General features: G+C 71.5%; 11 protein-coding genes. 3 read left to right on the forward strand and 8 right to left on the reverse strand.

The genetic code is table 11. The features are described 5' to 3' along the window. Positions 1-82: 82 nt before the first annotated feature. The 4 genes from OOZ19_RS08620 to OOZ19_RS08635 all read right to left on the reverse strand — a co-directional run bounded on the left by OOZ19_RS08620 (position 83) and on the right by OOZ19_RS08635 (position 4733). A complete protein-coding gene (locus OOZ19_RS08620; protein WP_266089505.1) occupies positions 83-1003 on the reverse strand; it encodes a sugar kinase in 921 nt (306 codons plus the stop codon). Between the two features lie 79 nt (positions 1004-1082). Then, on the reverse strand, positions 1083-2297 hold the full coding sequence (gene manD / locus OOZ19_RS08625; protein ID WP_266089506.1) for a D-mannonate dehydratase ManD: 1215 nt from the start codon (positions 2295-2297) through the stop codon (positions 1083-1085). Further along, positions 2294-3316 carry an alcohol dehydrogenase catalytic domain-containing protein gene (locus OOZ19_RS08630; protein ID WP_266089507.1) on the reverse strand — a complete coding sequence of 341 codons (1023 nt, stop codon included), beginning with the start codon at positions 3314-3316 and terminating at the stop codon, positions 2294-2296. Before OOZ19_RS08630 ends, manD begins: the two co-directional genes overlap by 4 nt. Positions 3317-3404: 88 nt before the next feature. Beyond that, entirely contained in the window at positions 3405-4733 is a 1329-nt protein-coding gene (locus tag OOZ19_RS08635) for an MFS transporter (protein ID WP_266089508.1), read from the reverse strand. Positions 4734-4892: 159 nt separating this feature from the next. Between OOZ19_RS08635 and OOZ19_RS08640 the strand changes: the two genes are divergently transcribed. Then, a complete protein-coding gene (locus OOZ19_RS08640; RefSeq protein WP_266089509.1) occupies positions 4893-5636 on the forward strand; it encodes an IclR family transcriptional regulator in 744 nt (247 codons plus the stop codon). 369 nt (positions 5637-6005) lie between these two features. Next, a complete protein-coding gene (locus tag OOZ19_RS08645; RefSeq protein ID WP_266089510.1) occupies positions 6006-6236 on the forward strand; it encodes a DUF8847 domain-containing protein in 231 nt (76 codons plus the stop codon). A 4-nt stretch (positions 6237-6240) separates the two neighbouring features. Here the strand turns inward: OOZ19_RS08645 and OOZ19_RS08650 are convergent, their stop codons facing one another. Genes OOZ19_RS08650 through OOZ19_RS08660 form a run of 3 tightly spaced genes read right to left on the reverse strand, consistent with a single transcriptional unit; the run spans position 6241 to position 9198 of the window. Beyond that, positions 6241-6825, reverse strand: a complete 585-nt coding sequence (locus OOZ19_RS08650; protein WP_266089511.1) for a GNAT family N-acetyltransferase — start codon at positions 6823-6825, stop codon at positions 6241-6243. After that, entirely contained in the window at positions 6815-8332 is a 1518-nt protein-coding gene (locus OOZ19_RS08655; RefSeq protein ID WP_266089512.1) for an APC family permease, read from the reverse strand. The genes OOZ19_RS08650 and OOZ19_RS08655 overlap by 11 nt, the downstream gene beginning before the upstream one ends. A gap of 41 nt (positions 8333-8373) precedes the next feature. Beyond that, positions 8374-9198, reverse strand: a complete 825-nt coding sequence (locus OOZ19_RS08660) for a GPP34 family phosphoprotein (protein WP_266089513.1) — start codon at positions 9196-9198, stop codon at positions 8374-8376. A 471-nt stretch (positions 9199-9669) separates the two neighbouring features. Here OOZ19_RS08660 and OOZ19_RS08665 point away from each other — a divergent pair, with 471 nt between their 5' ends. Next, positions 9670-11595, forward strand: coding sequence for an ABC transporter ATP-binding protein (locus tag OOZ19_RS08665; RefSeq protein WP_416309411.1), 1926 nt, complete (start codon positions 9670-9672; stop codon positions 11593-11595). A gap of 231 nt (positions 11596-11826) precedes the next feature. Here the strand turns inward: OOZ19_RS08665 and OOZ19_RS08670 are convergent, their stop codons facing one another. Then, positions 11827-12315: a MarR family winged helix-turn-helix transcriptional regulator gene (locus tag OOZ19_RS08670; protein WP_266089514.1), complete on the reverse strand. Its 489-nt coding sequence runs from the start codon at positions 12313-12315 to the stop codon at positions 11827-11829. Positions 12316-12387: the final 72 nt, after the last annotated feature.

Below are 12387 nucleotides of genomic sequence, written 5' to 3' on the forward strand. Positions count from 1 at the left end.
GAAAATCACGCCGGACCGCCACTTCGGACGAACGGGCCCACTCCGGACGACTCGCGCCACACGTCGCGCGGGCGGATCGGCTTCATGCGCGCCTGGGCAGCACCGAGTCGGCGACGATGGCGCCCGGATGCCGGATCACCGTCGCCGCCAGCTCCTGCGCCCGCCGCGCGGCCTCGACCGGGGCCGCACCTGCGAGCCTTCCCGCCAGGTACGCCGCGTCGAACGCGTCCCCGGCCGCGGTGGAGTCCACGACGGTCTCCACCGGCACCGCCGGCAGCCGCACGGTCCTGGTGCCGTCGAGCACCACGCAGCCACTCGCACCGTCCTTCACCGCCACGTCGGACACGCCCGCGGCGCGCAATCGCTCCACAGTGGATTCGGGGTCGGCGTCGGCGAACAGCGCCTGCTCATCGGAGAAGGTGGGCAGTGCGATCGAAGTCAGCTCCCACAGCTGCCGCACGTGCTCGGCGGCCTCCGCCGCATCCCGCCAGCCCGCCGGGCGGTAGTTGCTGTCGAACGCCACCCGGCCACCGCCGTCGCGGAACCGCACCAGCGCGGCGCGCAACCGCTTGCGGGCGCGAGGCGTGAGGATCTGCAGGCTGATCGCCGACAGGTACACCACGTCGTAGTCGCCGAACTCCGGTTCCGCACCGGAGTCCTCGTCGAACAGGCCGCGCGCCGCCGACTGCGAGCGGTAGTAGGTGAACGACCGCTCCCCGTGCTCATCGGTGCGCACCAGGTAGAGGCCGGGCTGGGCGGCGGGCACGCGGCGGATCCGGTCGGTGCCGAGTCCTTCCGCGCGCATCGCCGCCAGGATCCGGTCGCTGTAGTGGTCGTCGCCGAGCAGCGTCGCGTAGTCCACCCGCAACCGATCCGGCGCGGTGACCCTGGACAGGTAGGTCGCGGTGTTGAACGTGTCGCCCGCGCAGCCCAGGGACAACGCGTCCCCGCCCCGGTGGGTGAGCTCGATCATGCACTCGCCGATCGCCAATACCCGGATCACGCCCGGCCCTCCCTGTCGTACTGCGCCCCGGCGGACTCCGGGGCGGTCCACGCGATTCTCCCGCTGCGGCAACGCGTGCTCACCAGTCGTGCATCGAGCCGTCGCGCAGGCGGTTCACCGGCAGGTACTTCGGTTCGTACGGGTAGCGGGCGGCGGCCTCCTCGTCGATCTCCACGCCGAGGCCCGGCGCATCCCCCGGGTGCATGTACCCGTCGTGGAACGCGTAGTTCGTCTTGAACACCTCGCTCGCCGGTTCCAGGTGGCCCATGTACTCCTGGATCCCGAAGTTCGGCACCGTGATGTCCAGGTGCAGCGCCGAGGCGAACGAGATCGGCGAGAGATCGCCCGCACCGTGCGAACCGGTCCGCACCCCGTGCAGCGCCGCGAGGTCGAACACCTTGCGCAGGTGGGTGATGCCGCCGGTGTGCGACACGGAGGTGCGGATGTAGTCGATCAGCCGCTCGGTGATCAGGTGCCGGCAGTCCCAGATGGAGTTGAACACCTCGCCCACCGCGACGGGCGTGGTGGTGTGCTGCCGGATCGTGCGGAAGGCCTCCTGGTCCTCCGCCGGGGTGGGGTCCTCGATCCAGAACATCCGGTAGGGCTCCAGCGACTTGCCCAGCTGCGCCGCCTCCAGCGGGGTCAGCCGGTGGTGCACGTCGTGCAGCAGGTGGAAGTCGTAGCCGAACCTCTCGCGGACCGCCCGCATCAGCTCCGGCGCGAATTCGAGGTAGGCCGGGGTGTGCCAGACGTTGTCCGAGGGCATCGCGGCGTCGGCCGGTTCGTAGGTCGCCCCGGTGCCCGGGTGGTGCAGCCCGTAGGTGCTCTCCAGCCCTGGGATCGCGGCCTGCACGCGGATCGCCCGGTAGCCCTGCTCGCGGTAGGCGGCCACGTCGTCGAGCAGCTCGTCCACGCTCTGCCCGCTGGCGTGGCCGTAGATCAGCACCCCGTCGCGGGCGGCGCCGCCGAGCAGGCGGTGCACCGGCAGTCCCGCCTCCTTACCGAGGATGTCCCACAGCGCGCAGTCCACGGCGGCGATCGCGGTCATCGTGACCGGGCCGCGGCGCCAGTACGCCCCGCGGTACAGGTACTGCCAGATGTCGTTGATGTGCGCCGAGTCCCGGCCGATCAGCAGCGGGCACACGTGGTCGCGCAGGTACGACGCCACCGCGAGCTCGCGGCCGTTGAGCGTGGCGTCGCCGAGCCCCGTCACCCCGTCCGCGGTGGTGATCTTCAGGGTGACGTAGTTGCGACCGGGGCAGGTCACGATGACTTCGGCGGCGGTGATCCTCATGCGGACTCCTCGGACAGGACGGCGATCTTCAAGTGGTCTCGTTCGGTCAGCGCGGTGCCGAGCGCCCGGTCGGCCTGCTCCAGCGGGAACCGGCTGGTCACCATCCGGGCCAGGTCGACGCGTCCCGAGCGCAGCAGGGACACGGCGGTCCGGAACGCCCCGGGGCCGTAGCGGAAGCACCCTCGCACGTCGATCTCCCAGCGCTGCGCCGCCGCCAGCAGGTCGGGTGCGGCGGGACGGGCGGCGGGAATGCCGACGAGCGCCACGGCTCCGCCGGGCACCAGCGCCCCCAGGTTCACCGCCTCCGGCGCCCCGGAGCACTCCAGCTGCCGGTCGAAGCTCCCCGCTTCGGGCTGCTCCGCGGTGGTGTCGAGGACTTCGTCGGCTCCGGCGCCGGCGGCCGTCGCCAGCCGCCGCGCGTCCACGTCGGTGAGCACGATGCGCGCCGCGCCCGCCGCCCGCGCCGCCGCCACGGCCAGCTGGCCGATCGGTCCTGCGCCGGTGACCAGCACCGATGATCCGCTCAGCACGTCGGCGCGGCGCACCGCCCAGCACGCCACCGCCAGCGGCTCGACCAGCGCGGACACCGCCGGGTCGACCTCGGCGGGCACCGGGTGCACCAGTTCCGCGTCCACGACCAAGGTGCTGCGGAGGGTGCCGTGCACCGGCGGCGAGCCGAAGCAGCGGCCCGACGGGCACAGGTTGTACCGACCGGCCGCGCAGGTCGGGCAGCGGCGGCACGGCCGGGCTGGTTCGACGGCGACGGTCCTGCCGAGCAGGTCCGGGTCGGCGCCGTCGCCGAGTTCGGTGACCACTCCGGACGCCTCGTGCCCGAGCACGGTCGGGCTGCGCAGCACGTTCGGCCCGTTGCGGCCCTCGGCGTAGTAGTGCAGGTCGCTGCCGCACAGGCCGGTCGCGCGCACGGCGACCCGCACGGCCCCCGGCCGCAGCGGTTCCGCTTCGACCTCTTCGACGCGCAGGTCGCGCACCCCGTGCAGGACGGCCGCTCGTTCGCTCACCGGATGATCCTTTCTCGAGTTCCGTTGCACCACAACGAGTCCTCCGGGTGTTCCGGACGGCGCCCCGCCGCCCCACCTGCTGCGCAGATCACTCGGACGTCACCCGAACCGGCAGCGGTTCGACCTTGCGGATGAGCACGCCGTAGGAGAACGCGCCGATCAGGCCCAGCGCCCCGGACAGCACCAGCGGGGCCACGAAGGATCCGCCGGTGGCGGTCTGCAACACGCCGGTGACGATCGGGCCGATGAACCCGGCGATGTTCGACGCGCAGTTCTGGATGCCCGCCAGCGAGGAGACCTGGCCGGGTTGCGGCGCGACGTCGGCGGGCAGCGAGGCCACCGAGGCGGCGCTGAACGCGAGGCTCGCGTACGAGACGGACAGCAGCACCACGGCCATCGCCGCGTTCGGCACCACGACCGCCAGCGCGATCACCGAGCTCAGCAGCATGCCGGGGATGAGGCAGGTCTTGCGCGCCTTGGTGAGGCTCCAGCCGCGCCGCACCAGGGAATCCGACACCCAGCCGCCGAGCAGGCTGCCGCCGATGGCCACCACGCCGGGGATGGCGCCGACGGTGCCCAGCTCCAGCAGGTCGAATCCCCGCGCCTGCACCAGGTAGCTGGGGAACCAGGTGATGAAGAAGAAGATGATGTAGTTCAGGCAGAAGAAGCCCAGCATCATCGCCCACACCGTGCGGTAGCGGAACAGGTCCCGCCAGCGGACCTTCCGCTCGCCGTCCGAAGTGGACTCCTCACGGGCACCGCCCGCCCTGATGTAGGCGAGCTCTTCCTCGGTGACCCGCGGGTGGTCCTCCGGCTCGTGGTAGGCCCGCCACCACCACACCGCCCACAGCAGCGCCAGCACGCCGACCACGAGGAACGCGGCCCGCCAGCCCTCCCACGCGATGATCGCGGTGACGACCGGCAGCGCGATCGCGGTGCCCGCCCGCGCCCCGTTGTCCCAGATGCTGTTGGCGAACGCTCGCTCCTGGCGCGGGAACCAGCGGGAGACGACCTTCGCCGAACCGGGGTAGCCGGTGGACTCGCCGATGCCCAGCAGGAACCGGAACACCAGCAGCGCGAGCAGCCCGGTGACCAGACCGGTCAGCATCGTCGCCACGCCCCACACCAGCGCGCCCAGCGCGAACGAGCGCTTCGCGCCGATCCGGTCGATCAGGACCCCGGCGGGCAGCTGGAAACCGGCGTAGGCCAGGAAGAACGTGCCGAGGATCAAGCCTTGCACGCTCGGGTCGAAACCGAGGTCGTGGTTCATCGAGGGCAGCGCCACGCTCAGCGCGGAGCGGTCGATGTAGTTGACCGACAGGCCGACGAAGCACAGCAGGGCCATGCCCCAGCGCAGGTTGTTCGCGCGCCCCTTCGGACGGGCCGACCCGTCCGCGGCCTCGGATCGCACGGCCATAGCTCCTCCTCGAGCCGACCCGCCTCCGCTCTCGGCGAGCGCCCGATCCAAGGGCGTTCCGATATGCGGAATGACGTTCTGATTTAGTGAACGGTAGCGTAAGGGGACGATCACCGGAAAATCAACGCCCCACCCCTCCACATCCGAAGGCGGTGCACCATGACCTCCGGCGCCAGCGAAGGCAGCGCGCTGCGGACCCTGCGCGTGCTCGAAGCGGTGGCCCGGCCCGGCGGCCCGCACCGCCTCGGGGAGATCTCCGCCGCGACCGGCATCGCCAAGCCGAGCACCCACCGCATCCTCGGCGGCCTCACCGGTGCCGGATACGTCGTCGGCGACGGCGACGGCGCCTACGGACTCGGACCCCGCACCTACGCGCTGTCGGCCACCATCGCCTCGAGCGAGGACACCGGCGGGGACACCGTGCTGCGGCGCTTCCAGTCCGAGGTCGACCAGACGGTGCACGTCGCGCTGCGCAGCGGTGACCACGCGATCTACGTGCGCAAGGTCGACAGCGAAGGCCCGTACCGGATGGCCTCCCGGATCGGCGGCGTGCTGCCGTTGCACTGCACGGCGATCGGCAAGGCGATCCTGGCGCACCTGCCCGGCGAGGAGCGCGCGGGACTGCTGCGGGGCCTGCCCGCGCCCACCGAGCGCACGCTCACCGACCCGGCGGCCCTGGAACAGGAACTCGCGCAAGTCCGCGCTAACGGCTACGCCCTCGACGACGAGGAGAACGAGCGGACGATCCGCTGCATGGCCGCGCCGCTGCTGGATCGCGACGGGCGGCCCGTCGGAGGCGTGAGCATTTCGACGATCACCTTCCAGACGCCGAAAGAAGCCCTGCTGGGCCACTCCGCGCGACTCGTCGAGACCGCGGCGCTGCTGGCTCCCCTCTACACCTGACGCCCGGTTCACGCTCCGCGGCGGCGCGGGTTTCGGCACACCCTCGGCGTCGAACTCCGGCGCTCCGGACGGCACCAGCTTTTTCAGGATCACAGCGCGAAAATCCGGCACCTGTCGCGCTCGTGCGGCGACCGCCCGCCACCGGATCGAAACCGTCCGGCAACCTCGGCGGTAGTACGCTCGGTGACCACATCGGCGAACACGGATCAAGGCTGGTCTTGCGCTCCGCGCAACGCATCGCGACAGCGGAACGCCCGGCACGGCCCGCGCCCCGCCGCTCCGGTGATCACTCGATCCGGTGAGGCCGGGAACCGGGTGGAACGGGGCGGAGTCAGAACCGGTTGCCGCTCGGTGAAGGGAGTCACGTCAGTGGATCAAGTCCGCGCCCGGTTGCGCGGCGGGCCCGAGGACGGCCGCGAGGTCAGCGTCCCCGCCGACCACACCGGTCACCCCGTTCCGCGCATCACCGTGCCCGTCCGGCCGCAGACCCCGCCGCGCTGCGCGGCCGGGCCGCCACCGCTGCTGATCTACGAACGGTCCGGCTCGCACACCACGGACACCTGGGACTTCGAGTACGTCGGAGCCGAATCCCAGAACTGAGCCCCTACCGCCGCTCACCTCCTCGACCGCCCACCGCGCGCCACATCGGGTACAGGTCCGGACCGCCGGGGAGCTCGATCGGGCCCCCCAGGTCCGTGAAACCGAGCCGCGCATACAGCGCACGGCTCGCGAGGCTGCTCGCCTCCAGGTACGTCGGCAGCCCGGCACGGTCGTACTCCCGCAGGCTGGCCGCGAGCGCCGCCGTGCCGACTCCGGTGCGCTGGTGGTGCGGCGCCACCCCGATCAGCGACAGGTACCAGTGCGCTCCCACCGGGTGCCGGGCGCCGGTGAGCTCGCCGAGCACGCCGACCCGGTCGAGGAACGGTCCCGCCACCTCGGCCATCCGCCGTTCGCCCGCGTCGTCGAGCATCCGCGGCGGCTCCCCCTCGGTGCCGCGCAACCACACCTCCACGACGGACTCGCCGGCCTTCACCGCGCCGACGCGGTCGGCGTGCTCGACGACCAGTCCGAACCAGTCGAGGTAGACCTGCTCGCGCGCGTCCGCGTCCGGCACCAGCCAGCAGGACACCGCGTCGTCGACGAACGCGCTGACCAGCGTCCTGACCCGCACGTCGGTTTCAGCCGGCATCGATGCGCTCCTCCGAACGGGGGATGGTGATCGATCGCGCGCCCATTCCGATGCGCGCGTAGGAATCCGGGTACCGGGACCGCAGCACCGCACCCCAGCCGAGTCCGGCCAGCACCACCGCCAGGTAGGCGCCCGGCAGCATCCAGGCCGCCGGATCACCGGGCGGCACCCCCAGCACGGTGCCGAACGAGCGGATCGTCAGGTGCAGGACGCCGCCGAGCACCAGTGCGGCCAAGCTCGGCGCCAGCAGCGTCCGCCAGATCCCGTGCCCCGGCGCGGGTACCCGCAGGAAGTAGCCGACGACTGCCAGCGAAGTCGCCGTGACCAGCAGCAGCACGCCCAGCGCGCCTCCCGAGGCGCCCCAGAAGAACAAGTAGGTCACCGGGTCCCAGCCCGTCATCGCGAACAGCCCGACGACCAGCACCGTGAGCACGGACTGGGTCACCGAACCGGCGACCGGCGCCGAAGTGCGACTGCTGGTGGCGGCCAGCCCGCGCGGCCCGATGCCTTCGCGGCCGAGCGCGAAGAAGTAGCGCGCGCACACGTGGTGGAACGAGAGCATGCCCGCGAACAGGCTCGTCACGTACAGCGCGGATCCGGTCGTCACCAGTCCGGCGGGCAACCGGTCCGCCGCGAGCACGAACAGCAGCTCCGTGGAGTGCTCCTCGGCCTGCGCCACGATGTGCTCCGGCCCGGTGGCGACGGTCATCGCCCAGGTCGAGAACCCGTAGAGCCCGCCGATGACGACCAGCGACAGGTAGGTCGCGCGGCTGACCGTGCGGGGATCGCGCGCTTCCTCGGCCAGCACGGTGGAGTTCTCGAAGCCGATGAATCCGGTGAACGCGATCACCAGGATCACCCCGGCCGCACCGGTGCCCAGCTGCGCCGGGTTCAGCGTCGTCAGCGAGACTCCTGGTTCGGCCGGGTCGGTGAGGAACGCGAGGTCGTAGAACAGGATCACGGCGATCTCGGCGATCAGCAGGACGCCCAGCACCCGCCCGTTGACGTCGATGCGCAGCAGTCCCAGCAGCCCGACCAGGATCAGCCCGACCCCGGCGAACACCCACCACGGCAGGTCCGGGCCGCCCACCTGGCGCAGGAAGTCCGCCGCCCCCACCCCGAATCCGCCGACGAGGCTGATCTGGACCATGGTGTAGGCGAGCACCGCCACCCCGCCCGCGGCGGTACCGGGGATCCGGCCGAGCCCTTTGGCGATGTAGGCGTAGAAGGCACCCGCGTTCTCCACGTGCCGGGCCATCGTCACGTAGCCGACGGCGAATAGGCCGAGCACCAGGGCGATCGCCAGGTAACCCACCGGGATGCCGGTGATGCCGGAGACCGCGAACCCGCTGACCGCTCCCCCGCCCACCACCGTCTCGGGTGCCGCTGCGGCGACGGTGAAGAAGATGATCGACCACGTCCCGAGGCGGGAGGCGGCGAGCGAGTTCGACACCGGGCCGGTTCGGTGCGCGACCTCCACTGGCCTGGAGGTCTTGGGCGACGACACGTTCTTTCTTCCCCTCGTTGTGCGGGTTCTGCGGACGGTGCTCACCGGCGCGGGGTCATCGCCCACTGCTCGCGGGCCGCGGCCACCTCGGCCACGACCGTGCGCAGCCCGCCGGGCAGCCGCTGCAGCCAGTGCTCGGAGCGCCGCTCGGCCTGCCGCAGGACCGGCCGGGACAACCCCAGCCGCCCGGTGACACCGGTGCCGGTGGCCAGCAGCGCCAGCGCCACCTCCGCCTTCGCCTCCGGGACGGTGATCATCCCGGAGCGGGTGGCCGCCGATTCGGCGTGCGCGAACAGGTCCACCAGGTCCTCCACCGGGGTGCGGTGGTCCAGCGCCCCGGTTCGCCAGGCGACCGCCGATCCGCCGCGCCACCGGCCGGAGACCGGGACCTCCCGCACCACGTCGGTGATGGTGAGCCGGGCGCGCACCTTCTCCGTCGCGGTGCGCGCGAGGTAGCGGATCCAGGTGCGCACGGCGTGATCCGGTTCGTTGCGGATCTCGCGCAGCACCGACCAGGACAGGAAGTCCGGCGGCATCCCCTTGCCCGCGGGGCGCACCGTCGGCTCGACCCCGATCTCGTCCTCCAGCAGCAGTTCCGCCAGCAATCCGCCCGCGCAGCCCAACGCCACCAGCGCCGGATCGACCCGCGCGGTGAGCCGTTCCGCTCCGGCGTGGGCGGCGAGGAAGTAGCGGTCGGCCAGCCGCAGCGGGATGCGGCCGGTGCGAGTCGGCCGTTCTCGCGCCACCTGCTCGCCGCGCGGGACCGGCGGGTCCGGCCGGTCAGCTATCTCCTCCGCGGTGACCAGGTTGTTCCGGGGCAGCCTCCGGCCTCGGCGGCCGTTCACCGCCCCTCCGTCGATCGACATGAGCACCCCAGTGAACTCGGTTCCCCCGGAAACGCGGGCGACTCGCGATCGATCGCTCTGCGTTTCCAACCTTGGACACAGAGTAATCCTTCCCGGCCTCCTGCAAGATCCTCCAGTAGCGCGAAATCGACTGTGATCAACCCGACCGCACTTCGCTCGATCGAGTGGTCATTGAGGGGCGCACGCCCGAAAACACTTGACGCACAAGGGTTTTTAGGAGCCGCCGGACGGCGCATCGGGGCACCGTGACCGGCCCCAGCGACCGCCCCGGCTCGCGCCGTCGAGATCGACCGACTTCCGCGGGGAACACCCGTCGCACGCGGCGTGTTTGACTTCGAGTTAACGCGAAGTCGCAGGATCAACGCCGGACACCGCACCACCGGAACCGGCACACCCCGCGGGACCGCCCCGAACCGGTCGCCGCACCGGCCCGCCGCCGAACCGGGCCGCTCACCGAGAGGAACCACCACCATGACCCCCACCGGCGTCAGCTGGGAGACGATGCGCTCCTTCGCCAGCGACGAGTCGGTGACCCGCCAGCGCCTCGCGCGCGGCCTCACCCGGCGGATCATGCGCTACGCCCGGCCCTACCTGCGGGACATCATCCCGTTCCTGGTGCTGGTCGCCCTGGCCGCGGTGCTCGGCATCGTGACCCCGCTGCTGTTCAAAGCGATCATCGACAACGGCATCCTGCCCCGCGACATGGGCGTGGTCGTGTGGCTGTCGCTGGCCGTCGCCCTGGTGGCCGTGCTCGAGGCAGGGCTGTCGCTGCTGCAGCGCTGGTACTCGGCGCGGCTCGGGGAAGGCCTGATCTACGACCTGCGCTCCGAGGTCTTCGACCACGTGCAGCGGATGCCGGTCGCGTTCTTCGTGCGAGCCCAGACGGGCTCGCTGGTCAGCAGGCTCAACACCGACGTCATCGGTGCGCAGCGCGCCCTGACCAGCACGTTGTCCTCGGTCGTGTCGAACGTGCTGAGCCTGGTGCTGGTGCTGGCCACCATGTTCACGCTGTCCTGGCAGATCACGCTGATCGCGCTGGCACTGCTGCCCGCGTTCCTGCTGCCGGTGCGCTGGGTCGGCCGGAAGCTGCAGCGCATCACCCGCGAGCAGATGAAGACCGACGCCGAGATGAGCTCGCTGATGACCGAGCGCTTCGGGGTGGGCGGCGCGATGCTCGCCAAGCTCTACGGCCGCACCGACGAGGAGGCCGGGCTGTTCTCCTCGCGGGCCGCGCGGGTCCGCGATCTGGGCGTCGTGTCGGCGATGTACAGCCGGGTGTTCTTCGTGGCGCTGACGCTGCTGGCGTCGCTGGCGACGGCCGTGGTGTACGGGCTCGGCGGCGGCCTGGTGGTGTCGGGGGCGTTCGAGCTCGGCACGCTCGTCGCGCTGGCCACGCTGCTGAGCAGGCTCTACGGCCCGCTGACCGCGCTGTCCAACGTGCACGTGGACGTGATGACGGCGCTGGTGAGCTTCGACCGCGTCTTCGAGGTGCTGGACCTGCGGCCGATGATCGAGGAGAAGCCGGACGCGGTCGAGCTCGGTTCCCGATCCGAACCCGCCGCCGTCGAGTTCGCGGACGTCTCGTTCCGCTACCCCGCTTCCAGCGAGGTCTCGCTCGCCTCGCTGGAATCCGTCGCCCGCCCGGAGAACGCACCGGCGCACGACGTGCTGCACGACATCACCTTCCGCGCCGAGCCGGGCCAGACCATCGCGCTGGTCGGCCATTCCGGCGCGGGCAAGACGACGATCACGAACCTCGCCGGACGCCTCTACGACGTGGACGAGGGCGCCATCCGCATCGCCGGGCACGACGTGCGCGACGTGACGCTGCGCTCGCTGTACTCCACGGTCGGCGTGGTCACCCAGGACCCGCACCTGTTCCACGACACGATTCGCGCGAACCTGTCCTACGCACGACCGGGGCTCTCCGATGACGACCTGATCGCGGCGCTGCGCACCGCGCAGCTCCAGGACCTGGTCGACGAGCTGCCGGACGGGCTCGACACGGTGGTCGGCGACCGCGGCTACCGGCTCTCCGGCGGGGAGAAGCAGCGCCTGGCGATCGCCCGGCTGCTGCTGAAGGCCCCGCCGGTGGTGGTGCTCGACGAGGCCACCGCGCACCTCGACTCGGAGTCGGAAGCCGCCGTGCAGCAGGCCCTGTCCACGGCGCTGGCCGGGCGGACCGCGCTGGTCATCGCGCACCGCCTGTCCACGATCCGCGAGGCGGACCGCATCCTGGTGATCTCCGGTGGCACCATCGCCGAGCAAGGCACCCACCAGGACCTGCTCACCCGGGGCGGCCTCTACTCCGAGCTCTACCGCACCCAGTTCGCCCAGCAGCCCGAGACCACCGAGAACGGCCACCGCACAGCACGACCGGCAGCCCCCACCCGCTGACCCGAGGGGCTCGGCCGGCCATCGGGAATCGGCTGAGCCCCTCCCGTCCCGTCCCGCGGCGAAGCCGCTGAACGACGACCACCAGAGCAACCGGACCACCCGCGGGTCTTCGGCGTTCTTCTCGCGAGGACGGCAACTCTCTCGCGACCGAGCCGCTGGTGGAATGCTCCCGCAGCGCGAAGACCGCCGAAGTTCCGCCACCCGACCGCCCGGGCCACGAAACCAGGCCGATCAGTCCGTCAACGGACGGGTGCCCATTCGGCCGTCGGGGTCGATCCTGCGGAGCAAGGCTCCGCAGATCTCGCCCATCTGCTGGACCTGGGTGCTGGTGAGCGCGTCCAGGACGAGGTCCCGCACTCGTTCGACGTGGCCGGGTGCGGCCTCGACGACCTTGCGGTATCCGGCGTCGGTGAGTTCGGCGAGGTTGCTGCGGCCGTCGCGGTCGGAGCGGGCGCGGCGCACCCATCCGTTCTTCTCCAGCCGCGCCACCACGTGGGAGACCCGCGAGGGCGAGGCGCTGGCGCGGGCGGCGAGGTCGCTCATCCGCAGCGAGCGCTCGGGCCGCTCGGAGAGCATCGCCATCACCCAGTAGCCGAAGTGGGTCAGGTCCGAATCGCGCTGGAGCTGCGCGTCGAGGGCGGGCGGCAGCAAGGTCATGAGCATCGCGAGCTGGCGCCACGACGTCTGCTCGTCCTCGCTCAACCACCTCGGCTCGTCCACCCGGCCAGTCTAACCAGACCGCTTGAAGCGTCATGCACCTTTGCCTAGGCTGTTATTTGAAGCTTCAAGCAA

The organism is Saccharopolyspora sp. NFXS83, assembly GCF_026241095.1.
Taxonomy (GTDB): Bacteria; Actinomycetota; Actinomycetes; order Mycobacteriales; family Pseudonocardiaceae; genus Saccharopolyspora_C.

Coding starts and splice junctions, on each gene's coding strand:
- OOZ19_RS08640 (WP_266089509.1), top strand. CDS start 4,893: ATGACCTCCGGCGCCAGCGAAGGCAGCGCGCTGCGGACCCTGCGCGTG.
- OOZ19_RS08660 (WP_266089513.1), bottom strand. CDS start 9,198: ATGTCGATCGACGGAGGGGCGGTGAACGGCCGCCGAGGCCGGAGGCTG.
- OOZ19_RS08650 (WP_266089511.1), bottom strand. CDS start 6,825: ATGCCGGCTGAAACCGACGTGCGGGTCAGGACGCTGGTCAGCGCGTTC.
- OOZ19_RS08635 (WP_266089508.1), bottom strand. CDS start 4,733: ATGGCCGTGCGATCCGAGGCCGCGGACGGGTCGGCCCGTCCGAAGGGG.
- OOZ19_RS08665 (WP_416309411.1), top strand. CDS start 9,670: ATGACCCCCACCGGCGTCAGCTGGGAGACGATGCGCTCCTTCGCCAGC.
- manD (WP_266089506.1), bottom strand. CDS start 2,297: ATGAGGATCACCGCCGCCGAAGTCATCGTGACCTGCCCCGGTCGCAAC.